This is a genomic window from Halioglobus sp. D3-4 (genome assembly GCF_055809315.1).
The window spans coordinates 888,902-912,479 of the sequence record NZ_CM147907.1; the positions used below are offsets into that span (position 1 = coordinate 888,902).

The window sequence follows — 23,578 nt, forward strand, 5'->3', positions numbered from 1 at the left end:
TTCAAATAATACTTTCAGCTAAAGCAATCAGCTGGCTCTTGGAGCGAGTCGAAAAATCTGGGGGCTCTTCGCTAGTATAATCAGAATATTGCGAGTGAAACTCTTCTTCTTGTTTCAGGTCATCAAAGTTCAACCGTAGAAATCTCCGTATGGCAGCTTGAGTTTTCTCTCCCCATAACCCGTCAGCGCCGGTTGGACCAAGCTCGTATGGTGGTTCTATTGCGATTTGCATAAGATGCGCTTGGATGACTTTGAGACCTTCATCTTTGACAACAGACTTTGGGTTAGACGTATTGCGCCCCCCGAGGACCTCATTCTCACCACCCTCGCCAGATACAAAATTGAGAATCAAGTTTGCACTAGCTGACCGGCTATCCATAACCGGCACCAGTACCGGTTGACCAACTTTTGCGGCTTCGGGTAAAAGAGTCACTGAAATTAGGTCATTAGAATCAATCGAAGCACTCACCCCCTTAGGTAGCGCATCATCAAGGATACGATAGGGTCGCTGGCCGCCCCGAATCATCGCCTGAACAGTCATATTAGTCTCTGCTGGTAACGCAGGTTGAGATGAGGGACGAATTGTTAGTGGAGCTAGACCAATGGATTCGTTGAGAGCGCAGTTATTGAATAGGTCTGGAGAGTAACTCAAGGCGCCTGAGGAGACAGCCACCTCCAAGCTTCTAATGAGCTCGGCTCGCTGCTGAATTACTAAAGCGATGGCTGATTCAAGTTCCTCGAGTGCTCTTAGAAAAGCATGGTCCATTACTCCAACAAATGCTCCAGACAATCTAACTCCGCTCGTAGAATCCACTGCTTGTAAAAATTTCAGCTCGTCGGAAGACAAAAAATCAAGATGTACGCTACCCAGCAAAGACTTGAGCGCCTGATCATAGCTCAGTAGATCGGGCTCAGTTTTGATAATCTCCGCCTCTACCTTAAGCCTGATTTCAATGACTTTGGAGAGTAGCACTTGTCCCATCGTATCGAGTCGGGCCCCTGCGCGTTCGACGGACATGGCTATCGCGCTGCCCTCACTCAATAGCGACGTCGCACGCGACACAATGTACTCGGATTTAGTCTGGTTGGTGCTATTCAGGGGCATCCTTTGCGCTTCGTATTCATAAGCTGACAACGCTGCGGCCAGTAAACTATTCGCTGCCCTGAATCTCTCTAGATTGACTTCAAGAAGTATATGACCCACATCCACTGCGGGAACGGTGTTGGCTGCTCCGACCACGCACTCCAGAGCGAGAGCACCTTGTAGCCAAATTCTTTTGCGTGTCGAAATAAGGAATCGATCTCCGCCCATAGACAATGCGGCGGCGCTCAAACCAATAACACCCGCTGTTTTCGCGCTTCCACCGGTGGCCGCTACCCCGACCGCAGCCGCCGCGGAAGTGAGAGTCAAGGCGTCCAGTGCTACTCGAGCCTTGACTTGCCCCGAGGCAGCCATCCGATATGCGTCCTGAAGTGATCTAGCATAAAGTCGAGCTTCCTCGACTGTCACCCTTCGTGGTTGATACGTACCATATGCATTGATCTTGGGTACGTAGACATCAGATCCGATTGATTCTGGCTCCCATTCCAGATCGGGACGGGGCATATCTGGACCGACTAGTGGATTTGCTACTGTACAGCCCCATAGAAAAAATGAGATACCAAAGACACAGATGAGAAGACTTAGAGGTTTGAGAAAGCTTTTCACTGATCCGCATCCATTCATCAATCAATCATTGAGTTCCTTGCTACAGAACGAAAATGCTCTTTCAACAACCATACAACAACCATACAACAACCATACAACAGCCAAGGCATTCCCATAGGATGCTTGCGATCCATTCTAGAGCTATACATCTGAAGACTAGTGCTCATTCTCAATAAATCAAGCTTTTGCTAACAATATTGTGTAATCGATATTGTGTAATCGATTTTCCATAATGCGATTTCGATAATCCACTGCCTCTACCTCAACGAAATGAAAACTAGGATCTCATCCCACTCTCTACAGGCACATTGGCTCGCACAGGCCGTCAAAGTTTGGGGGCTGGCAAAAAGCTATTCGAAGGGTATCGCCAAGTTAACTCACCGAAATGAGATAATCTGGCGATGAGTACATATAAACGACACAGATTCCCGCCCGATATAATCAGTTACGCCGTCTGGCTGTACTACAGATTCAATCTCAGCCATCGTGACATCGAAGATCTCCTGGCAGAGCGTGGCAGTATCGTCACTAGGGAATAGATTCGCCTATGGGGTATTAAGTTCGGAGCAATCTACGCCCAAAGATTGAAGCGAAAACACCGTGGATATTGCGACACATTCTACATCGATGAGGTTTTCGCCGGTGTGCCGGACCATTCAGATCAATGGCAAGCAGCATTATCTCTGGCAGGCTGTCGATCAAGAAGTTGAGGTTGTCGACGTATACCTACAAGCTAGGCGTGATGGTGCTGCAGCAAAGCGCAGGCGCCTGATACAAAGCCATGGCGGGGTATCGCCAACTTAACTGGCCCATATTGATAGAATCGGCCAATGAATACCTACAAAAGACACAGATACCCGCCAGATATCATTTCCTACGCCGTCTGGCTGTACTATCGATTCAACCTTAGCCATCGTGATATAGAAGATCTCCTGGCTGAACGCGGAATCATCGTCACTCGTGAATCGATACGGCTCTGGTGTATCAAATTCGGGGCCATCTATTCACGCCGATTGAAACGAAAACACCGAGGTTATGGCGATACCTTCTACATCGATGAAGTCTTCATAAAAATCAACGGCAAGCAGCACTACCTGTGGCGGGCAGTTGATCAAGATGGTGAAGTTGTGGATGTGTACCTTCAAAAGAAGCGGGATGGTGCTGCCGCGAAGCGTTTCTTCAGGCGTTTGTTGCGGAGCCATGGGTGTGAGCCTAGGAAGATCGTGACAGACAAGCTGCGTAGCTATGGAGTCGCTCATTGCGATCTGATCCCCGAGACGATCCACAGTACTGTCCAGTACGAGAACAATCGGGCCGAACAATCACACGAGGCGACCAGGGTGAGGGAGCGAGGGATGCGAAGGTTTAAGTCGATGAGGCAGGCGCAGAGATTTGTCACCGCTCATGCCGCCGTATCCAACCTCTTCAATTTGGGCAGGCACCTGGTCAGGGCTCAACACTATCGTGACCTTAGGGTTAGTGCGTTCGAACAATGGGGTAGGGCGGTTGCATGACAAACGGCCTTTGATTTCACTTGACTGGCGAAGTTAATTTGTCGGAACCCAGAAGAGCGTGTTGGCGGAGGCGCTGGGATTGGCGGAAGACGCTTAGAATGAGTGAAATTAAAGAGAGATTGGGCTGGCAAACGACTCCACTTGGAGACCTCGTCACCTTGTCCACGGGAAAGTTGGATGCCAATGCAGCCGATGAAGATGGAGAGTATCCATTTTTTACGTGCGCCGAAGTGCCTTCAAAAATTAACACCCATGCATTTGATACTGACGCAGTGCTTTTAGCAGGAAACGGTTCGTTTGGTGTTCAGCACTATTCTGGGAAGTTCAACGCTTACCAAAGAACATATGTTATTGAAGGTAACGCAGTCGACACTCGCTTTCTGTATTGGTTAATACGAGCAAACATCGGCGAGATAACCAAGCAGGATCGTGGTTCGACAATCAAGTACATCCGCAAAGGCGATATTACTGACACGATCGTTCAAGTGCCCCCTCCTCAAGAACAAACCCGCATCGCTAATAAGCTCGATGAACTTCTCGCCCAAGTCGACACTATCAAGGCCCGCGTAGATGCTATCCCGGGCATTCTCAAGCGCTTCCGGCAGTCTGTCCTGGCTGCTGCTGTGAGTGGGAGGTTGACGGAGGAGTGGCGTGATAAAAACGATCTGGAGCCTTGGCCGGAAGTTGCATTAGAAGAAGTCGGAGAGGGATTCAATTACGGAACTTCGGCTAAGTCCCAAAAGACAGGCGAGGTGCCGGTACTTAGGATGGGTAATATTCAGGGCGGGGAGCTTGATTGGGGCGATCTTGTGTATACGAGCGATCAAGCTGAGATTCATAAGTATGCACTAGAGAATGGAGATGTGTTATTTAATAGAACCAATAGCCCTGACCTCGTAGGTAAAACAGCTATCTATAGAGGACAGCAGAGAGCAATTTACGCTGGATATTTGATTAAGGTTCAAGGGACTGAGCAGCTCAATAGTGAGTATTTGAATCTGGTTCTAAATAGCCCATTAGGCCGAGAATATTGTTGGTCGGTAAAAACAGATGGTGTTAGTCAATCAAACATTAATGCCCAGAAGTTAAAAGCGTTTCGCTTCAGACTACCTTGTATGGCTGAGCAATTAGAGATAGTCGGAAAAGTAGCCAAGTTATTTGCAATCGGAAATCAAGTTCAATCGCAGGTGCTAGGTGCTCAAACAAAGATCGACGCCCTAACTCAGTCCATCCTCGCCAAAGCGTTCCGTGGCGAACTCTTGCCACAGAATCCTGACGACGAGCCTGCCAGTGTCTTGCTGGAGCGTATCTGGGTTGGGCGGGCTACGTAAACCGGATACTGGTATATAGATTCCTTTGCACCTGTCGAACTTCCTCAGTTACACTGCTGAGACATTTTTGTGGAGTGAGCCAGTTGCATGCCTGGGCTTGATAGGGAAATTATCCAAGCGGTTGACCATGAGAATCTGATTCAGCGAGTGCAGTCCGATATTCGGTCAGACTTCATTTTGGCTCCCCACATTGATTCGATTTTCGTTCACGCGGGTCAAGAGCTATGGCAGCGTACTTCTGATTTGCTCTCTGCTGGAACCTACCAGCCAGGCCTGCCGCTTACCATTAGCGTGCCTAAGGAAAGGGGGTTTGTACGACCTGGAAGTATCCTCTTGCCCATAGACAGGATTGTATATCAGATGCTAGTTGACGCTTCGTCGGATATTTTAGAAGGTCAGCTGGATAGAACTCGAGCATTTAGCCATGTTGTATCCGGTGAAGATGACGTGATGTTTGAGCCTGCTCATGAGTGTTGGGATGCGTTTCAACAGCGTGTACTACAGATGTGTGGAGAAGGCTCGCATATAGTAAAAGCCGATATTGCGAACTATTTTGAACGCATTCCGCAGCATCATTTGATCAATCTAATGCGAGCGGGTGGTTGCTCGGGGTCGATAGTTAATCTAACAGAGGAGTTGCTGCTGGCTTTTCAAGAGCGAGATTCTTTTGGGATTATTCAAGGTGTTTATCCTTCAGATCTACTTGGTAATTTTTTCCTCTCAGAGTTTGATTCTTATTGTGAATTGAATGGTATTTCATCCGCCCGGTATGTCGACGATATATATATGGCCTTTGCTTCTGAGGATGAAGCTCAAAGAGGACTCATAAACCTGATAGAACACCTCCGTACTGAAGGTTTGCATCTCAATGAGTACAAGAGTGGAATACATCATTCGAATGAGGTCATGCGTCAGGAAAGTGCGCTTGATAGTCTGTTTGAAAATGCACGTGAAGAAGCGCGCGAGTTTCTTGTTGATTTTGTAAACTCGGGATATGGATTTTCTGCAGATTGGGACCTTCTAGAGGAACCAGATAGTGAGGATGTTCAACTTATAGCAACAAACATTTTGTACAATTCCAAACATGATTACTTAGAGCAAGCTGATAAGATTGATCGTTTCTGTCTTCCAATGATGAGAGCGACCGGTTCCGACTATGCTGTAGATGATGTTGTAGAAAATTTGACAGCGAAACCTCATCTAACTCGACTCTACTACTCCTATCTCTCTCGTTTTGTTCCTGATAGTACCGACTTGGTTGCAGCCCTGAGCAACATGATCCAGGGAGATACCTTCGTTACAGGTTATCAGCGAATGTATATACTCGGTGCTTTATTTAATGCAGAGAGGCTGCCTAGAGTGGCTATAAATGTGGCACTACAATGGTTTCGGTCTCCCGGTGTCGAGCGGGAAACGAGAGCGCTCTCAGCTATTTTCGTTGCTAGGCATGGTAACCCAAACCAAAAAAGGGCGGTAAGGTTGGCGTACGAGGGAGAGCAATCTGAATACGTTCGAGCCGCTATCTTTTTCGCTTCAAGGTACTTCACTGGTGCCGAACGAAGAACCTGTCGATTGGCTTGGGGTGGGCACAGTTACCTCAATGCTCTAGTAGGGCAGGCGATCGCGAATGCTGCGTGAATCAGGAGTACGTCTGATTAGACACCCCGACTTCCATCGGTTTCCAAATCAACAGTCTAATTTCCAAGAATTTCAACAGCCGCAATTTCGTAAGAAATGGTAGTAAGATTGTCTGGAGATGTACCGATCATGGCTCTTTCAATCACGTCGCCTTGATTCCCGCTATTATCTCCATCGCATCCCACTTTCTTGGCAGCGAATTGGATTGACTCTCCAGGCATAATTTTGGTTGGCGGCCCTGATGTACTAGCCACACCTCTTACACCAGATGTGAGGCTACCGTCTTGGCAAACAGTCCCATGATTGTCAGTGTAACTAGGCAGATCAAAGTATACGTAGACTGGAACGTCTAACGTGTTTCTGGCTCGAAAATTAACATCTACACGGCTGCTGCCATTACGGCGTACACTAATCACACCTAGCGCAACACCGTCCTTTACAACATGCGGAAAACTCCACGCTAGTTGTCCTGGTTGCGGCTTGGAACCGGCTAAGTCCCGCAACTCACGGAAAATCTCAAGACGACAACTTTGCGCTGATATCAAAAAGTCTTTGAGCTCATCTCGAGGTACGTTTTCAAACTTCGAGACATACCCGCTAATGTCTAGCTCAACTGCAGCTGAGCCAAGACTTTTCAGAAGCAAGCGTGCTTCCGCTTCGGCTTCAGCTGAAAGCGCGATAGTTGATGAGCTTCCACTCAATTGCAGTTGATTGCATATTATGTTCGCTGTTTCGTTGATCTTATCAATATCAACGGACGTCAATGATTGCGAGACTGCAACCGAAGGACCAAGCGTAGCACAGACTCCAAATAGCAGAGCGTTAGTACGAAAACCCATAAGAATTCTCCCGATTAATCTGTCAGCAGGTTGGATGATCGCCTAGAACTTTGCAACAAATTTTACCAATTCTCTTGTAGCATGCGGCCGAGAGTCGCGCCGTCTGAGGAGCAGGTGGCCGACTTGGGGAACAGGCTGGGAAGTGCTTACTGCGCGGTACCCCCGGCCTGCCCAACCCTCTCCAAAAAACTCCCAGGCACCGGAATCACACAAGTCTTCTGATAATCAAAAAACAACAACGTAGTAACCACCCTCGCCATCTCACAATCCCTGCTCCGGTTGTTGATACGGTAAACCAGCTCAAAGCTTTTCTCACGCAGATTGTCCACGGCCAACTCAACCAGCAACTCGTCACCGTACTTCGCCTCGGCAAGATACTGCACCTCCGAATTGCCCATGATCAGCCCCGCATCTTCAAATGCCGTGGCACTGTCATACCCCAGATGCTTGATGAATCGCAGCTGGGTTTCCATCGCGATGGGAAGCACCCGGTCAGCGCTGAGGTGATTGGCTGAGTTCACATCCGAATACAGCACCCTGTAGTCGCTGGAGAAAATGAATTCTTGGGGCAGGGTTATAGTCTTCCTGGTCATCGGCGGTTACTCGGGAATCGTGTCAGGGCTGGGAAGTCGCCGGGAAGCGCACGGCGAGGTAGTTGATGATGTCGTTGGATTCATACATCCACTGAGGCGGCCCGTCTTCCTGCTCGATACGCAGGCAGGGTACTTTCAGGTGTCCTCCACCTGAGAGCAACTCATCGCGAGCGTAGGGTATCCGCTTCACATCCCGCGTCTCAATCTTCAACCCCTGCCGCTTCATAGCCCGTCTCACCTTCACGCAAAACGGACAAGCTCGATACTGATACTGGATAAGGTCGGCAGTCTGCCCGTCAATGACCGCCTGCTGGGCTGGGTCTCGCTTGAGGCTCCTGGGAGGAAATGCCCAGTCGAAGAACAATATGAGCTTGCCGAGGATGAAGCGGATGATGGCCATTGGGGGCTCCAGTGAGTTGTTGTGATGGGCGTTATTCCCGCCCGGCCAGTTTGTTACTACTCTTGACGAAGAGGATCGGCAGCGAGAAGAGCAGGGTGACGCTGTTGGCGAGGATGAGGACGATGTCATCTCGCACTACGCCATAGACTAGCCAGCATACGATCCCGATATTGAGCATCAGGTACACCACCAGGGAGATTTCGTCGGTCTTGCGCGTCCGCAGTGTGAGAATCGCCTGTGGCAGAAACGAAAACGTCGTCAGTATAGCGGCCAGAAAACCGATATTCTCCATGGTGGCTTTGTCTCCTGACACCCGCCGACTCCGGGATGATGAGTGTCACCCATGTGCCCGGAATAGTCGGATGCTCTAAGCGGCTATAAGTCTATGAAATTTATGGAAAATGGTGGGCCCAGAAGGACTCGAACCTTCGACCTGCCGATTATGAGTCGGCGGGCCAATGCTGGGCAGAATCCTGGACATTCAAAGCGGGAGCGCTTTTTCTCTTTTGAGCTGTTTGCAACCTTACCGCGTCCAAGGGCTGAGGGACCTTTATCAAAAACGGGTCGTTAATTCTAGACTGGAGAAACGTCTCAGGCACAATCCAGCAATTCGATCCAGTGCACCACAGGAACCCCAGCCGCCGCCTGCAAATGCAACTGGCACCCAATATTGGCAGTAACGATAAGCGCAGGTTCATCACCAGTCAGCGCCCCCAACATCCTCTCTCTCACCCGCTCGCTGGTCGCCGGCTGCAGGATTGAATACGTGCCCGCCGAGCCACAGCACAACAATTTCTCGGTGATACTGGCGATGTCAAACCCTGCGCGCCGCAACAGTGTGTCCAACAGCAGTGGTTGCTGCAGTGCGTGCTGCATCGTGCAGGGCGGGTGCACGGCCACCTTGCCGACCTGGGTGTCTATCACAAGTTTCTGTAGATCTTCATTGACCAGTATTTGCGCCAGATCACGGGTCAGTTCTGTAACGCGTCGGGCTTTTTCGGCGTAGGCCGGGTCGTCGGCCAGCAGGCGTCCGTAATCTACCAGCATCGCACCGCAGCCGGTGGCACTGCTGACGATCGCTTCGGCGCCGTTTTCTATATACGGCCACCAGGCGTCGATATTGCGGCGCATATCGTTCAGGCCGTCGTCGTGTGCAGCCAGATGGTAGTTCACCGCGCCGCAGCAACCGGCGCGGGGCGCGCTGATCAGTGATATCCCCAGTTTGTCCAGTACGCGACGCGCGGCTGCATTGGTGTTGGGGGTTGCGGCTTGCTGCACGCAGCCCTCCAGTACCAGCATTTTACGTGGATGATCCAGTCGCGGTTGCGCTGTCGTTGCTAGCGTCGATGAGTGATCAGAGGTTTGGCGCGGTGGTACTTTCTGGCGCAAGAAACCTGGCAGGGCAGGGCGGACGGCCTGACCCAGTCGCAGCGCTGGTGTGAGTAGCTTTGGTCGGGTGAGAACATTGCGCAATAGCCAGCGAAACGCTCTGGAGTAGACAGGTCTTGGGGTTTCCTGTTCCATCAGCCCGCGGCCGATGTCGACCAACTCGCCGTACTGCATACCCGAGGGGCAGCTGGTTTCGCAATTGCGGCAGGTGAGGCAGCGATCGAGATGCAGCTGTGTCCGCTCACTGGCCTCACCCGTTTCCAGCAGTTGCTTGATCAGGTAGATGCGGCCGCGCGGGCTGTCCCGTTCGTCGCGCTTGTCGAGGTAAGTGGGACAGGTGCTGAGGCAGAAGCCGCAGTGCACACAGGCCGCCGTGAGCGCTTTGGCAGACTGGCCCTCGGGGGTGTCGGAAAAACGTGGATGTAGCTCTACATGCATACCGGCGTTGCTCCTAGAGCCAACTGTACAGGCGGCCCGGATTGAGAATGCCGTCCGGGTCGAAGGATGCTTTCAGTTCTCGCTGTAAGCGCTGTGCGACGGGATTTAGCGACGGTTGCAGCTCACTCTCGCGGTCACCGCCGCGAAACAGCGTGACATGGCCTCCCGCATCCGTGGCCGCACGGTTGAGCTGATCCCGGCTGTGCTCTCCCCGCACCCAGCGCTGCGCGCCACCCCAGTCAATCAACATCGGCCCGAAGTCGGCCACCACGCGCGCCGAGGCTTGCACTGAGAAGCGCCACAGCGGTGCGTCGCCGGCAAAGAAGGGGAGTGTCATTTCGCGCAGTTCGCGCCATACCGCCTCGTCATCCTTAACGACTTCTCCGCCCCATTGACGCGCGGTACTGTCCACCGCGCTGGCGGCACCCGACAGCCTCAGGTACAGCGTTTCATCCACCCAGAATGCGCCGGACAGCGGCTTCGGTTTCCCGGCGCAGCGATTCATTGTCTCTATCGCTTCCTCAGCCGACATCGCATATTGCAGGGTGAGTGTCTTCTGCGGCAGGGGCAGGACTTTCAGGCTGATCTCAGTTAGTACACCCAGCGTGCCCAGCGCACCGGCCTGTAGACGAGAGACGTCGAAGCCTGCGACATTTTTCATGACTTTGCCGCCAAAGTTCAGCAGCTCGCACTTGCCGTTGATTAACTGTACGCCCAGCACCATATCGCGTATTGAGCCGCGCCAGGGCCGCGCGGGCCCAGACAGATTGCAAGCCAGTGTGCCGCCCAGCGTGGCTTTACCGCCGAGGAGTGGTGGTTCAAACGGCAGGCACTGGTTTTCGCGTGCCAGTGTACTGACCAGCTCGCGCAGCGGGGTACCGGCGCGTGCGGTTAACACAAGTTCTTGCGGCTGATAGTCCACAATACCGCGGTGTGCCGATACATCCAGCTCGGTGGCGCTGCAGTGTCGACCTATCATTTGCTGTTTGCTGCCGCCGGCGCGGATATAGACCGGCGACTTTTTCTCGTGCGCGCTATGCAGTGCGGCGAGAATGTCCGCACTGCGATCGCCGTCGAGTAGGGCGCTTCGCTCAGTCATGGTGATGCCGCTCGGGCAGGGCGCGGTATTCCTGGCAGCGCTTCAGAATCGGTATGCCCTTGCCGGGGTTCAGCGTGAGCGCTGGATCGAAGGCGTACTTGATGTCCTCAAACTGCGCCAGCTCCGCTGCGCTGAATTGGCTGGGCATCTTGCGCAACTTCTCCACGCCCACACCGTGTTCACCTGTGAGGCAGCCGCCCACGCGCACCGATAACTCCAGTATATCGCCGCCGAAGGCTTCCACCCGGGCTATTTGCTGTGGGTCGCTGGCATCGTACAGGATCAACGGGTGGAGATTGCCATCACCGGCGTGAAACACATTGGCCACCGGTAACCCGTAGTGCTCCGAGAGGCGGTAGATTTCGTTCAGCACGTAGGTGACCTGGCCGCGCGGAATGGTGCCGTCCATGCAGTAGTAATCGGGGGCGATGCGTCCCACGGCGGGAAAGGCGGATTTGCGCCCTTTCCACAGCAGTGCGCGGTGGGCTTCATCGCTGGATACGGTGATGGACGTCGCGCCCCTTTGTTCAAACATCTGCGCGACTTCATCCACGTGCTGGTCGACTTCTTCGCGGGTGCCATCCACCTCGCACAACAGTATCGCCTCTGCCTCGCGCGGATAACCGGCGTGCGCAAAATCCTCGGCCGCCTGAATCGCGAGCCGATCCATCATCTCAAGGCCAGCGGGGATGATGCCGGCGGCGATTACTGCGCCCACCGCATCACCGGCGGCGTCGATACTGTTGAACCCCGCCATCACCACGCGCGCTATTTCAGGGGCCGGCAACAGGCGAACAGTCACTTCCGTGACAACACCCAGCAGACCCTCGGAGCCGGTGAACAGCGCCATCAGATCGTAGCCGGGGCTGTCCAGGCCCTGGCTACCGATGGTCAGTTCTTCGCCGGCCACCGTCAGTACGTTCAGGGCGAGGATATTGTGTACGGTGAGGCCGTATTTCAGGCAGTGCACACCACCGGAGTTTTCCGACACGTTGCCGCCAATAGAGCAGGCGATCTGGGAGGAGGGGTCGGGGGCATAATAGAGACCATGGCTGGCCACGGCTTCGCTGATCGACAGATTGCTGACGCCCGGCTGTACCCGTGCGGTGCGTGCCAGCGGGTCGATGTCGAGGATGCGATCGAGTTTACTCAGGCAGAGCAATACGCCTTCGTGATGCGGCATGGCACCGCCACACAGCCCGGTGCCGGCGCCGCGCGCGACAACGGGCACACCCAGTGAGTGGCATATCTGTAGCACGGCCTGTACCTGTTCCACGTTCTCAGGCAGTACGACTGCCAGTGGCAGATCGCGGAACAGCGTCAGTGCGTCGCATTCATAGGGGCGCTGCGACTCGTTGTCTTCAATGATGCACCCGGGAGACAGACAGGCACGCAGTTGGCGTAACACCGTCTCAGCGTTTTCAACTGCTGAAGAAGAGACAGCTGTATTCACGGGTTTACACTCACTTGTTCTGTGCCTCATTGCTAATGACTGCGGAGAAGTCCATTGCGCGGATACTAGCAGATTTGCGAGCGCGCTGAATCGGGGATGTCCCGGATTCTCGCATGCGCCGCATTGTGCACTGACGATGAAAGTGGTCTGTTCGGGTATTGTTTGTATACTGCGTACTGGTTCACGCGCTGCTGATGCGGGTGGATTCGGATCACGAATTACACATTACATTATAACGAGAGAACGAGGATAAGCCTGTGGCCGACGATTGGCAGAAAACCTTGACAGAGGTCGACGATGTGCAACTGCGCGAGGCCCTGCAGTATGCCCACATTCCGGCATTGCTGGCATCCATGGTGCACCTCACCGGCAGTGCGGCGCACTTCGACACGGTACAACCCCGTTTCGAGTTGTTCGCAGAAGACGTCGATGGTTTGAATGAGGAACAACGCGAATTGGCGCGGGAAATGGCGTTCGAGGCGCTGCGCACCGCGCGTGCGGGGGAGACACTTTTGCGGCCTGCACAGGCAGAGATAGAAGCTGCCATGCACCGCATAACCGGCGAGGACTTCGAGCCACATCTGCTGCCGATGTTGCAGGAGGAACTCAATCTGTTCGGCGAAGATTCGCGTCGTGTTGAAATCGATACGCAAGCGATGCCCGCAGACTACCGGGTATTGATTATCGGCTCGGGCATGTCCGGTATCGCGGCAGCTATCCGGCTGCAGCAGGAAGGCATTCCATTTCTCGTGCTGGAAAAGAATGCCGAAATCGGCGGCACCTGGTTTGAGAACACCTATCCCGGGTGCCAGGTGGATTCTGCCAACCATCTCTACAATTATATTTTTGCGCAGAATACGCAGTGGCCGAATCACTTCTCCGGGCGGCGGGAGTTGTTCAAATACTTTAATGGCATGGTTGAGCAGTACGACCTGCGAGAACACGTGAGATTGAACTGCCCGGTTGAGCGCGCCGACTACGATGAATCAACCGGGTTGTGGTCGGTGACGGTTGAGTGCGGGGGGGTAAAGGAAACCTTGTCTGCCAGTGCCGTCATCAGCGCGGTGGGACAACTCAATATCCCCCGGTATCCGGACATCGAAGGCATTGATAACTTCGGCGGTGTCAGCTTTCACTCAGCGCGCTGGGAGCATGAACACGATCTCAGCGGCAAGCGGGTGGCGGTAATCGGCACCGGCTGCAGTGCCGTACAGTTCATCCCCGAAATCGCCGGAACCTGTGCCGAACTCACGGTGTTCCAGCGCTCGCCACCCTGGTTGTTGCCGGTGGAGGAATATCATGCCCCCATGGCGGAGCAGGAGTTATGGCTGCTGCGCGAGCTGCCGTTTTATGCGCGTTGGTATCGATTCTTCCTGTTCCGCACCAAGGCTGTGGACGGTGAGCTGCCGCTGATGTGTGTCGACCCGAACTGGCGTGGCCCGGCCAATACGGTCAGTGAAGGCAGCCAGATGTTGCGGGATGCGCTGATCGAATCGCTGGCGGAACAACTCGCAGACGACCCCGATCTGCTGGCGCAGCTCATTCCCAATTACCCGCCCGGTGGCAAACGCCCGGTACTGGATGACGGCTCCTATATCAGTGCACTCAAACGGGAGAATGTAAGCCTGCTCTCCAGCCCCATCGATAAAATCGTGGAGCAGGGCATTGTGACGGCTGATGGCACCCTGCATAAATTTGATGTTTTGATCTATGGCACCGGATTTGCCGCTGATCAATTCCTGGTAACGATGAAGGTTTATGGTCGCAATGGTCGTGAACTTGTCAGCAGTTGGGGTGGTGATGCAAAGGCGTATAAAGGTGTGATGGTATCGGACTTCCCCAATTTTTATACCTTGTACGGGCCCAATACCAATATCGTGATCGGCAGCAGCATAGTCTTTTTTGTCGAGTGCCAGCTGCGCTATATCTGTGGCTGTTTGAAACTGCAGATTGAGCAGGGATATCGCTCACTGGAATGCCGGCAGGAACTGATGGATGCCTACAATGCGCAGCTGGATGCGCTCAACAGCCAACGGGCCTGGGGCGCACCTGCGGTATCGAGTTGGTACAAGAACAGCGCCGGGCGGGTGACACAGAACTGGCCAGGTACCCACGGGGAGTACTGGCAGCAGATGCGCGCGCCCGGTGAGGAAGAGCTGATTCTGGAGCGCTGACCCGTAGCGGCGATGCGCCGTTTACAAACGACCCTGTGCGAAGCGGATGCCATCGCGCAGGCCCAGGTCGTAGGTGTCCTGCAGCGCGGCGGGGTTGGCGTAGTCAAACTTGTCAATCCTTATCGGTTCGCTGGGCTGAACATAGACGCGCCGGGAGGGCGGCGGTAGGGGTTTCTTGTAGCGCTTGCTCAGCAGTACCAGCGTCTGTCCCTCGCGCTCGTCAGCCAGATGAGCGGGGACGTTGTCGATAATCCCGCCGTCCAGCACCCGCAAACCTTTGTAGCCCTTTCCCGGCAGTACCGGCGGCACACACGAGGAAGCCAGTATGATATCGATCAGGTCTGCCACATCATCGGCGTCCTGGTTGCTTTTCGTCACGGGCTCAAACCCCAGTTTTTGCGTCCAGCGCGGATGTAGTACCCCTGTCAGGTGCTTTTCCAGCCCATAGATCGTAAATGCTGCCATTGTGCCCAGGCTCGATGGCAGGAAGTCGGGAAACCGGGCCATCAGGAACTCCAGGCGTTTACCTGCCAGGCGCTCCAGGTCCGCTGGGGCCAGAAAGCGCTCCAGCGCTGTGCGGTACATCCCCATGTGCGGCAGTAGCGGTTTGCCTGAGCGGGGGCGCAGATTCTGCCAGTGGATGTTGCGCGGGTTACCCGCGGTGAGCTCTTTGAATAGTTCCAGCGCTTCATAGGGCCGGCCCACCAGTGCGGCGGTGGCCATCGCACATCCCGCACTGGTGCTGGCGGCATAATCGACCGTGTCCTGCAGTGCCAGGCCGGTCTCGTTGGCACCTTCCCAGAATCCCAGTTGCCACAGGCAACGGCTGCCGCCACCGGCAAAGATGACATTTCTGAATTCCACGGCGCGTTCCCACTAGATACCTTGTACAGGCGACCAATTTTATAGGGGGAGGGGGAGCAGGGCCAGAACTGTGATAAAGACCATGCTATTAGTAAGGTTGCTGAGCTGTGGGGCGTCGCCTATGGGGAGACCACATGACGCTGCGGCGAGCAGCACGGCGGTTGATTGTGTGGAATTTTGCAATTTCACTACTCCCATTATGTACCGTTTTCCTGTACCCTGCGCCACCTGAAATTACGCCTCGTTAACCTTAATTGACTGAGAACTTCAATGTCTGACTTATCCCTGTACAGAAACATCGGTATTTTCGCCCATGTTGACGCCGGTAAAACCACCACCACCGAGCGCATCCTGAAGCTTACCGGTAAGATTCACAAGACCGGTGAAGTGCACGATGGCGCGGCAACCACGGATTTCATGGAGCAGGAGCAGGAGCGTGGTATTACCATCCAGTCTGCGGCTACTACCTGTTTCTGGAAGGATCACCGCCTCAACATTATCGACACGCCCGGGCACGTTGATTTTACTGTTGAAGTGTACCGTTCACTGAAAGTTCTCGATGGCGGCGTCGGCGTTTTCTGTGGCTCTGGCGGTGTAGAGCCCCAGTCTGAAACCAATTGGCGCTATGCCAACGAATCAGAAGTTGCCCGTATCATCTTCGTCAACAAGCTCGACCGCATCGGTGCAGACTTCCTGCGCGTTGTCAGCCAGGTAGAAAACGTGCTGGGTGCCAACCCGCTGGTGATGGTGCTGCCAATCGGTCGTGAAGACGATTTCACCGGCATCGTTGATCTGCTGACACGTAAAGCACATATATGGCCCGATCCGACCAACCCCGATGTGTACGAGATCACAGACGTACCCGAAGACATGGTCGACCAGGTCGAGGAGTGGCGCGAAAAACTGATCGAAACGGCCGTTGAGCAGGATGACGAAGCCATGGAGCTGTACCTCGACGGTACTGAACCCGATATGGACGTTATCAAGCGCTGCATTCGCGAAGGTACGCGTAAACTGGACTTCTTTCCGACCTACTGTGGCTCGGCGTTCAAGGACAAAGGGGTTCAGTTGGTTCTGGATGCCGTAGTTGACTACCTGCCGGATCCTACGGAAGTAGACCCACAGGACCTGACCGATGAATTTGGTGAGCCCACTGGTGAAGTGGCAACTGTGGCACTGGATGAGCCGCTGCGCGCGCTGGCGTTCAAGATCATGGACGACCGCTTCGGTGCGTTGACGTTTGTCCGTATCTACTCTGGTGTATTGAACCGCGGCGATACCATCCTCAACTCATTTACCGGCAAAACTGAGCGTATCGGTCGCATGGTGGAGATGCACGCGAACGACCGCAACGAGCTGGAGACCGCGCAGGCTGGCGATATCATTGCCATTGTCGGTATGAAGAATGTGCAAACCGGCCACACGCTGTGTGACGTCAAGCACCCCTGTACACTGGAAGCTATGGTGTTCCCCGATCCGGTAATTTCTATCGCGGTGGCGCCCAAGGATAAAGGCGGCTCCGAGAAAATGGGTATCGCGATTGGCAAAATGGTTGCGGAAGATCCCTCATTCCGGGTTGAAACAGACGAGGATTCCGGCGAGACGATCCTCAAGGGTATGGGCGAGCTGCATCTCGATATCAAGGTGGATATTCTCAAGCGTACCTACGGTGTTGATCTGGTCGTCGGTAAGCCACAGGTGGCCTACCGCGAAACGATCACCGAGGAAGTGGACGACTCCTACACCCACAAGAAGCAATCCGGTGGTTCTGGTCAGTTTGGTAAGATCGACTACCGCATCCGCCCCGGCGAACCCGGTTCAGGCTTTGTCTTCACGTCGACGGTTGTCGGCGGTAACGTACCCAAGGAATTCTTCCCGGCTATCGAGAAGGGCTTCAAGGGCATGATGGATCAGGGTACCGTCGCTGGCTTCCCGGTACTGGATGTGGAAATCGAACTGTACGACGGTGGCTTCCACGCGGTGGACTCCTCGGCAATTGCATTTGAGCTTGCCGCACGCGGCGCCTTCAGGCAGTCAATGCCGAAAGCTGGCGCGCAGTTGATAGAGCCCATCATGAAGGTCGATGTGTTCACGCCTGAAGATCACGTCGGTGATGTTATTGGTGACCTGAACCGCCGTCGCGGCATGATCAAGGATCAGGACGCTGGTGCTACCGGTGTGCGTATCAAGGCGGATGTGCCTTTGTCCGAGATGTTTGGCTACATTGGGCAGTTGCGCACCATGACATCTGGCCGTGGTCAGTTCTCCATGGAATTCTCCCACTACCTGCCGTGTCCGCAGAATGTGGCCGAGACGGTTATCGCCGAGGTCAAGGAACGCAAGGCAGCGAGCTAATCGCGCAGCGACCGAACCGAAAACCCGGCATATGCCGGGTTTTTTTTGTCCCGAATTTCCACCGCGCCGGTTCAGTCATTTAGCCTGATGAAAGCCGCTTGCCGGAGAAACCTCCTCACCATCCGCCAAAGCGGTTTTGGCGGTGGAGTCGCCGTTATAAATATGGCATAACGGGTGCCCGCTCAGGCTATGGAGAAGAACACAGTGAAAGATTTTGCAGGTAAGGTGGCAGTGGTAACCGGGGGCGCCAGCGGCATTGGGCGTTCGCTGGTCAAGGAACTGTTGGCAGAGGGTGCCAAAGTGGTTATCGGCGATGTCGAGCAAAAAGCTCTGGATCGCGTGCTGGCTGAGTTTGCCGGGGCCGGTGAGGTGAGCGGGGTAGTGACAGATGTCTCCAGCGCAGACTCCGTCAATGCCTTTGCCGACAAGGTCTATGACATGCATGGCGCCTGTCATCTGCTGTTTAACAATGCCGGTGTTGCCGCTCCCTCTGCCAACGTGTGGGAGACCACAGATAACGACTGGAAGTGGGTGCACGGTGTCAATGTGCTGGGTGTGGTGCACGGCATACAGGCGTTTGTACCGCGCATGATAGCCGCCGGTGAAGAGGGCCACGTGATCAATACATCCTCGGGCGATGGCGGTATCTCGCCGCTGCCGTATCAATCGGTCTACGCGTCCAGCAAAGCGGCGGTGTCGTGCATCAGCGAGTGTCTGGCAGCGCAACTGCAAAGTGAGGGCACGAAGCTGTCGGCCTCGGTGTTCTACCCCTCAGGTGGCCTGCTGGACACCGGTATCTGGACGACGGATCGCAACCGCCCCAAAGACCTCGCGCGCGAGAAGCCCTATGATCCGGTGCCCACAGTGGAGGACTTCAAGGTGGCTGCCGAGAAGGCGGGCTGGGAGCTGGAGTTTCAGGATCTGGATGAGTTGGCGCGCTACTGCTTGCAGGGTATTCGTGAAAACCGCTTTGTGATTATGATCCGGGTGGAGGAGGCCGAGGCCACACTGCAGGAGCGCGCCGCGCGTATCGGCCGCAGTGAGCTACCCATCGACCAAGCGGAAATTCCGCAGCTTTAGTCTCAGGCAGGTGGTGAAGCAAGCAGATGACGCTTGCTTCACCATCAGGCAGCGTCCGTCGTGCTACAGCGGGTGCAGCCTGACAGGCATGGATGTGAAGCCGTGCACGAACGAAGATACCGTGCGCTCGGGTTCGCCCATAACCTCAACGCTGTCAAAGCGTTTGAGGATTTCCTGCCACAGAATCCGCAACTGCAGCTCAGCCAGCCGGTTGCCCATGCAGCGGTGTATGCCGAATCCGAAAGACAGGTGGCGCCGCACATCGGGTCGCTCAATATCGAAAGCGTCTGGATTCTGCATAAAGCGCTCGTCCCGGTTGCCCGATACGTACCACATGACAACTTTGTCGCCGGCTTTTATCTTCTGCCCGCCCAGTTCAGTATCCACTTTGGCAAGACGACGCATATGGGCCAGTGGTGTCTGCCAGCGGATGGTTTCTGCAACCATGGAATCGATCAGTTGGGGGTTCGCGACCAGTTTGGTGTACTGATCTGGATTCTGGTGCAGCGCCAGCGCACTGGCGGTCATGGTGGAGCGGGTGGTGTCGTTGCCCCCGACGATGAGCAGCACCAGATTACCCAGATACTCCATCGGCTCCATGTTGCGGGTCGCCTCGCCATGGGCGAGCATCGATACCAGATCATTCTTCACCGGCAGCTTGACCCGTTCATTCCACAGTTCAGTGAAGTAGGCCAGGCAGCCCTGCAGTTCCTCGTTGCGCTGCTCGTCCGATTCGATGACGCCAATACCGGGAATGGCCGTGGCGACATCGGACCAGCGCGTGAGCTTGCTGCGCTCCTCAAATGGGAAATCAAACAGCGTTGCCAGCATGCGGGTGGTCAGCTCTATCGAGACATGCTCCACCCAGTCGAAGGTTTCGCCCACGGGCAGGTTGTCCAGCACTTCGGTGGTGCGCTCGCGGATAATAGGTTCAAAGTGACGCAGGTTCTCGGCACCGGTTACCGGGCTCACAACCCGGCGTTGTTCATCGTGTTTGGGGCGATCCATCGCAATAAACATCGGCAGGTGGAAGTTGTCCTGCGTATCGCCGATGGTAATAGCCGGCTCCGAGGAAAAGATCTCGTGCGAGGTGTCGACCTTGACGATGTCCTCGTAGCGCGTCACCGACCAGTAGGGCCCAAAGAAACTCTCCGGACAGTAGTGCACGGGGGCTTCATCGCGCAGTCGTTTGAACCAGCGGCCGTGGATATCGCGCGCGAACAGGAATGGGTTGGCGACATTAACTTTTTCCAGCGGCAGCGAGTAGGGATCCTGGTCGGCGCGTTCGGCCGCATCCATCAGCAGGTCAGACAGTTCCATATGCAGCTATCTCATTCAGCGATTTCTCTGCAGTGTATGCCATCTGGGCTATTTGGCCAATTCGACAGGATATCGGGGCTTTGGGTAACTGGTCCCTTGCCGTATCCTGTGCCCCTAAACAAAAAAGTAGAAAGCCCGAGAATTTAAACATGGATATTCGCAGCAAGGTCATGTCGGCATTGCGTTGGAGCGCGGCGGCCCGCTTTCTGGGTCAGGCTGTGTCCTGGGGCATTACCATCATGGTGATTCGCCTGCTCTCGCCCGGTGATTACGGCCTGATGGCAATGGCCATGGTGGTTGTCTCCCTCCTGATACTGCTTAATACAGCAGGCCTGGATGCCGTATTGGTACAGGACAGGGAGATCGACGAGCAGATGACACGGCAGATTTTCGGCGTCATCATTGTCATCAATGTACTTTTTTTCCTGCTGCTGTTTCTCAGCGCGGACACGGTGGCCACGTTTTATGGTGAGCCGGCGCTTACCCCGATTGTGCAGGTGCTCTCGTTTCAGTTTTTGCTGTTGATCTTCGAGACCCTGCCACAGTCGCGATTGGAGCGTGACATCGAATTTGCCCAACGCTCTGTAGTCGATTTCGCCACCCTGGTGATGGGCAGTCTGGTCACGCTGGTGATGGCCTTGGCCGGGTTCGGTGTCTGGGCGCTGATCTGGGGCATGCTCGCCACCAATGGCACACGCATGATCGGTCTGAACCTGATCACACGCAATCTGGTCTGGCCGAGTTTTTCGCTGCGCGGCATGCGCAAGCACTTTGCATTTGGCGGCTTTGTCACCACGGACAGGGGTCTGTGGTATCTGTTCAGTGAATCGGACAAGTTTATCGGTGGCAAACTGCTGGGCAATCATCTGCTGGGCTATTACGCGGTTGCCAGCCAGTTGGCGTCACTCCCCATTCATAAGATCAGTGGCCTGTTGAACTCGGTCGCGTTTCCAGCATTCTCGCATGCGCACGCCAATACCGATTCAAAAACGGTGCAGAACTATCTGCTGAAGGCCACCCGTATCTTGGGCATAGCCGCATTTCCGGTGTTTTTTGGTATCAGTTGCACTGCAGAGCCTCTCATCGCCTGCCTGTTAGGTGACAAGTGGTTGCCGGCGGCGCCGCTGCTGCAGTTGTTGGGTGTGGTGATGCCGTTCCGATTGATGAGCAATGTTTTTCCGCCATTATTGTGGGGCGTGGGAAGTCCCGCTACCAGTGCCTCCAACTTCCTGATTGCCGCAATTTTGATGCCTGTCGCTTTTTATGCCGGAGCACGCTGGGGTGTGATTGGCCTGGCCTATGCCTGGCTCTGCATGTATCCGGTGGTTTTCTTTATTACTGCGTTGCGAACATGTAGCACCGTGGGTGTCGGTCTGGTGGACTATCTGATTCAGATGCTGCGCCCTGTCGCAGCAGGGATGACAATGTATGCCACCGTGTATTTTATGCAGGATGCGGTGTTTGGAAGCGTCGGTGATTGGGTATATTTGTTGCAACTAGTGGCGATCGGCGTGGTTGCCTACGGTGTGGCAATGCTGCTGATCGACCGCAAGGGCATGCTTGAGACGCTGCAGCTGATTCGATCCTAGGATGCCGCCTTTAACCTTGCGATACCGCTGTTCAGGAAGCTAATAGCCGTATGAATATTTTGCAAATTTCCGACGCCGGTGAGCGTCACCTGGGCCGCGCGATTCAGTTACAGGCCGAGCAGCACGGTGACAAGCCCTATCTGTTGTTCTCTGATGAAGTCTATACCTTTGCTGAGGTCAATCAGCGAGTCAATCAGCTCGCGGCCGGTTTGGCAGGGTTGGGGCTGCAGTCCGGTGAGCGGCTGGTGTTCTTTATGAGCAGCGCGCCGGAGGTAATTTTTCTGGTGCTGGCGGCTAACAAACTCGGGGCGGTGTGGGTCCCGGTCAATACCGATTACAAAGGCCAGTGGCTGATCGATACGATTAACGGCAGTCGCCCCACGGTGCTGGTGAGTGATGATGCGCACGCCGAGCGACTGCTCGCGGTGCGCGATTCCCTGACGGTGCCCACTGTCGCCATGCACGGTGAGCATACGGCGGTTCCCGGCGCTGTGAGTCTGCAGTCATTGTATATCGCGGGGGCAGGTGAGCCGGACATGTCGGCGCTCGACACAGGGGATACCTGTTCAGTCTTGTGGACTTCCGGCACAACGGGCAAGGCCAAGGGCGTGATGCAGAGCCACAATGTCTGGTTCAATGCCGCACTGGCCTGCAATGAGGCGTGCCAGTATGGCATCGCCGAAGACGACATTATCTATACAGTGCTGCCGATGTATAACTCTGCAGTGTGGGTTACGGCTATTTTCCGGGCGCTGTTTGCCGGTGTCCCGCTGGCGGTGGATCCCGGTTTTTCGGTAAAGACGTTCTGGCAGCGAGTCGACCACTACAGGGCAACGCAGTGCTTTACGCTGGGCGCGATGCACATGTTCCTGTGGGAGACCCCTGAACGCGAGGACGATGCCACCCACAGCCTGCGCAAGCTCATGGCAATCCCGATGCCGCCGGCCGTGGCCGAACCCTTCTGCCGGCGTTTTAATCTGGAACTGGTGCCGCAGGGGCTGGGGCAGAGTGAAGCCATGCGCCTTATCGCCCCGGTAGCCGGGCGCAGCCAGCCGCCCGGCAGTTGCGGCAGCGTGGTGGCTGGCGTTCAGGCCAGGTTGGTTGGTGATGATGGCCAGGATGTGGCCACGGGGGAGGCGGGTGAGTTGTGGGTCAGGCCGCTGCAACCACATTTTATTTTCAACGGGTATTTTGACAACCCCGAGGCGACCGCCGCGGCATTTGAGGGGCCCTGGTACAAGACCGGAGACTTGCTGAAATGCGATGAAGACGGCTTCTATTTTTTCAGCGATCGTAAAAAGGATGCGGTGCGGTACAAGGGGCGCAATATTTCTACATTTGAAGTAGAACTGGCAGTGCGCAGGCATCCGGCAATTGCGGATGTCGCAGCATTTGGCATTCAAAGCGCAGAGCTGGACTCAGAGCAGGAGATCATGCTCGATGTGATTCTCAAGCCTGGCGCGACGCTGGAAGCGGACGAACTCGCCGTGTATATCAATGACAATGCCCCGTATTTTTTCGTGCCGCGCTATATTCAGTTCGTCGATTCGCTCCCCTATACTCCCACCAACAAAGTGCAGAAATTTCGTTTGCGTGAACGCGGCGTGACTACATCGACCTGGGATGCCAGGGCGGCGGGGTTCAGGGTCAGCCGCTAGGTCGTCGCGGCAGTGGTATGTTACCGTCACCCTTGTCCCGCCACTACCGGTGTGTGGCGCGCGACGCAGTTTGGCCAGCGCCTTCAGATTTGTGATCAACCGGACAATTTTTGAATTGACAGGGCAACTAACGCCT

General features: G+C 54.8%; 18 protein-coding genes and 1 pseudogene. 9 read left to right on the top strand and 10 right to left on the bottom strand.

The genetic code is table 11. The features are described 5' to 3' along the window. Window position 1: 1 nt before the first annotated feature. Window positions 2-1,456, bottom strand: coding sequence for a hypothetical protein (locus AC0L6S_RS03750; RefSeq protein ID WP_473427083.1), 1,455 nt, complete (start codon window positions 1,454-1,456; stop codon window positions 2-4). 653 nt (window positions 1,457-2,109) lie between these two features. On the opposite strand from AC0L6S_RS03750, the pseudogene AC0L6S_RS03755 reads away from it, so the two are divergent. The 4 genes and pseudogenes from AC0L6S_RS03755 to AC0L6S_RS03770 all read left to right on the top strand — a co-directional run. Beyond that, window positions 2,110-2,497: pseudogene (locus AC0L6S_RS03755) on the top strand (DDE-type integrase/transposase/recombinase); the annotation flags it as partial. A 41-nt stretch (window positions 2,498-2,538) separates the two neighbouring features. Continuing rightward, window positions 2,539-3,222, top strand: coding sequence for an IS6 family transposase (locus AC0L6S_RS03760; RefSeq protein WP_473427084.1), 684 nt, complete (start codon window positions 2,539-2,541; stop codon window positions 3,220-3,222). Between the two features lie 98 nt (window positions 3,223-3,320). Further along, on the top strand, window positions 3,321-4,553 hold the full coding sequence (locus AC0L6S_RS03765) for a restriction endonuclease subunit S (RefSeq protein WP_473427085.1): 1,233 nt from the start codon (window positions 3,321-3,323) through the stop codon (window positions 4,551-4,553). Between the two features lie 87 nt (window positions 4,554-4,640). Then, window positions 4,641-6,191, top strand: coding sequence for a reverse transcriptase domain-containing protein (locus AC0L6S_RS03770; RefSeq protein ID WP_473427086.1), 1,551 nt, complete (start codon window positions 4,641-4,643; stop codon window positions 6,189-6,191). 56 nt (window positions 6,192-6,247) lie between these two features. Here the strand turns inward: AC0L6S_RS03770 and AC0L6S_RS03775 are convergent, their stop codons facing one another. The 7 genes from AC0L6S_RS03775 to AC0L6S_RS03805 form a co-directional block, all read right to left on the bottom strand. Beyond that, window positions 6,248-7,030, bottom strand: coding sequence for a hypothetical protein (locus AC0L6S_RS03775; protein WP_473427087.1), 783 nt, complete (start codon window positions 7,028-7,030; stop codon window positions 6,248-6,250). 146 nt (window positions 7,031-7,176) lie between these two features. Then, entirely contained in the window at window positions 7,177-7,623 is a 447-nt protein-coding gene (locus AC0L6S_RS03780) for a thioesterase family protein (RefSeq protein ID WP_473427088.1), read from the bottom strand. 22 nt (window positions 7,624-7,645) lie between these two features. Continuing rightward, the gene (locus tag AC0L6S_RS03785) at window positions 7,646-8,023 is read right to left on the bottom strand and encodes a glutaredoxin family protein (RefSeq protein ID WP_473427089.1); all 378 of its coding nucleotides are present in this window, start codon (window positions 8,021-8,023) and stop codon (window positions 7,646-7,648) included. Window positions 8,024-8,054: 31 nt separating this feature from the next. Next, window positions 8,055-8,336 carry a SemiSWEET transporter gene (locus AC0L6S_RS03790; RefSeq protein ID WP_473427090.1) on the bottom strand — a complete coding sequence of 94 codons (282 nt, stop codon included), beginning with the start codon at window positions 8,334-8,336 and terminating at the stop codon, window positions 8,055-8,057. 278 nt (window positions 8,337-8,614) lie between these two features. After that, on the bottom strand, window positions 8,615-9,850 hold the full coding sequence (glcF, locus tag AC0L6S_RS03795; RefSeq protein WP_473427091.1) for a glycolate oxidase subunit GlcF: 1,236 nt from the start codon (window positions 9,848-9,850) through the stop codon (window positions 8,615-8,617). A 13-nt stretch (window positions 9,851-9,863) separates the two neighbouring features. Then, entirely contained in the window at window positions 9,864-10,949 is a 1,086-nt protein-coding gene (glcE, locus tag AC0L6S_RS03800; RefSeq protein ID WP_473427092.1) for a glycolate oxidase subunit GlcE, read from the bottom strand. Further along, window positions 10,942-12,402, bottom strand: coding sequence for an FAD-linked oxidase C-terminal domain-containing protein (locus AC0L6S_RS03805; RefSeq protein WP_473427093.1), 1,461 nt, complete (start codon window positions 12,400-12,402; stop codon window positions 10,942-10,944). The genes glcE and AC0L6S_RS03805 overlap by 8 nt, the downstream gene beginning before the upstream one ends. A 257-nt stretch (window positions 12,403-12,659) precedes the next feature. Between AC0L6S_RS03805 and AC0L6S_RS03810 the strand changes: the two genes are divergently transcribed. Beyond that, entirely contained in the window at window positions 12,660-14,576 is a 1,917-nt protein-coding gene (locus AC0L6S_RS03810; RefSeq protein ID WP_473427094.1) for a flavin-containing monooxygenase, read from the top strand. Between the two features lie 21 nt (window positions 14,577-14,597). On the opposite strand, the gene AC0L6S_RS03815 is transcribed toward AC0L6S_RS03810, so the two are convergent. Then, complete coding sequence (locus AC0L6S_RS03815) at window positions 14,598-15,440, bottom strand: patatin-like phospholipase family protein (RefSeq protein WP_473427095.1); 843 nt, start codon at window positions 15,438-15,440, stop codon at window positions 14,598-14,600. Between the two features lie 270 nt (window positions 15,441-15,710). Between AC0L6S_RS03815 and fusA the strand changes: the two genes are divergently transcribed. Together fusA and AC0L6S_RS03825 are read left to right on the top strand one after the other, a co-directional pair. Next, window positions 15,711-17,795, top strand: a complete 2,085-nt coding sequence (gene fusA / locus AC0L6S_RS03820; RefSeq protein WP_473427096.1) for an elongation factor G — start codon at window positions 15,711-15,713, stop codon at window positions 17,793-17,795. Window positions 17,796-17,999: 204 nt separating this feature from the next. Beyond that, the gene (locus tag AC0L6S_RS03825; RefSeq protein WP_473427097.1) at window positions 18,000-18,875 is read left to right on the top strand and encodes an SDR family NAD(P)-dependent oxidoreductase; all 876 of its coding nucleotides are present in this window, start codon (window positions 18,000-18,002) and stop codon (window positions 18,873-18,875) included. 63 nt (window positions 18,876-18,938) lie between these two features. Here AC0L6S_RS03825 and AC0L6S_RS03830 read toward each other — a convergent pair whose 3' ends face one another. Beyond that, window positions 18,939-20,195 carry a cytochrome P450 gene (locus AC0L6S_RS03830; protein WP_473427098.1) on the bottom strand — a complete coding sequence of 419 codons (1,257 nt, stop codon included), beginning with the start codon at window positions 20,193-20,195 and terminating at the stop codon, window positions 18,939-18,941. 149 nt (window positions 20,196-20,344) lie between these two features. Between AC0L6S_RS03830 and AC0L6S_RS03835 the strand changes: the two genes are divergently transcribed. Both AC0L6S_RS03835 and AC0L6S_RS03840 read left to right on the top strand, forming a co-directional pair. Next, the gene (locus tag AC0L6S_RS03835; RefSeq protein WP_473427099.1) at window positions 20,345-21,784 is read left to right on the top strand and encodes a lipopolysaccharide biosynthesis protein; all 1,440 of its coding nucleotides are present in this window, start codon (window positions 20,345-20,347) and stop codon (window positions 21,782-21,784) included. A gap of 50 nt (window positions 21,785-21,834) precedes the next feature. After that, window positions 21,835-23,442, top strand: coding sequence for an AMP-binding protein (locus AC0L6S_RS03840; RefSeq protein ID WP_473427100.1), 1,608 nt, complete (start codon window positions 21,835-21,837; stop codon window positions 23,440-23,442). Window positions 23,443-23,578: the final 136 nt, after the last annotated feature.

What these genes read in the sequence shown, in the direction of transcription:
- AC0L6S_RS03750 (WP_473427083.1), bottom strand. Translation starts at nt 1,456, where the DNA reads ATGGCTGCCTCGGGGCAAGTCAAGGCTCGAGTAGCACTGGACGCCTTG.
- AC0L6S_RS03760 (WP_473427084.1), top strand. Translation starts at nt 2,539, where the DNA reads ATGAATACCTACAAAAGACACAGATACCCGCCAGATATCATTTCCTAC.
- AC0L6S_RS03765 (WP_473427085.1), top strand. Translation starts at nt 3,321, where the DNA reads ATGAGTGAAATTAAAGAGAGATTGGGCTGGCAAACGACTCCACTTGGA.
- AC0L6S_RS03770 (WP_473427086.1), top strand. Translation starts at nt 4,641, where the DNA reads ATGCCTGGGCTTGATAGGGAAATTATCCAAGCGGTTGACCATGAGAAT.
- AC0L6S_RS03775 (WP_473427087.1), bottom strand. Translation starts at nt 7,030, where the DNA reads ATGGGTTTTCGTACTAACGCTCTGCTATTTGGAGTCTGTGCTACGCTT.
- AC0L6S_RS03780 (WP_473427088.1), bottom strand. Translation starts at nt 7,623, where the DNA reads ATGACCAGGAAGACTATAACCCTGCCCCAAGAATTCATTTTCTCCAGC.
- AC0L6S_RS03785 (WP_473427089.1), bottom strand. Translation starts at nt 8,023, where the DNA reads ATGGCCATCATCCGCTTCATCCTCGGCAAGCTCATATTGTTCTTCGAC.
- glcF (WP_473427091.1), bottom strand. Translation starts at nt 9,850, where the DNA reads ATGCATGTAGAGCTACATCCACGTTTTTCCGACACCCCCGAGGGCCAG.
- glcE (WP_473427092.1), bottom strand. Translation starts at nt 10,949, where the DNA reads ATGACTGAGCGAAGCGCCCTACTCGACGGCGATCGCAGTGCGGACATT.
- fusA (WP_473427096.1), top strand. Translation starts at nt 15,711, where the DNA reads ATGTCTGACTTATCCCTGTACAGAAACATCGGTATTTTCGCCCATGTT.
- AC0L6S_RS03830 (WP_473427098.1), bottom strand. Translation starts at nt 20,195, where the DNA reads ATGGAACTGTCTGACCTGCTGATGGATGCGGCCGAACGCGCCGACCAG.
- AC0L6S_RS03835 (WP_473427099.1), top strand. Translation starts at nt 20,345, where the DNA reads ATGGATATTCGCAGCAAGGTCATGTCGGCATTGCGTTGGAGCGCGGCG.
- AC0L6S_RS03840 (WP_473427100.1), top strand. Translation starts at nt 21,835, where the DNA reads ATGAATATTTTGCAAATTTCCGACGCCGGTGAGCGTCACCTGGGCCGC.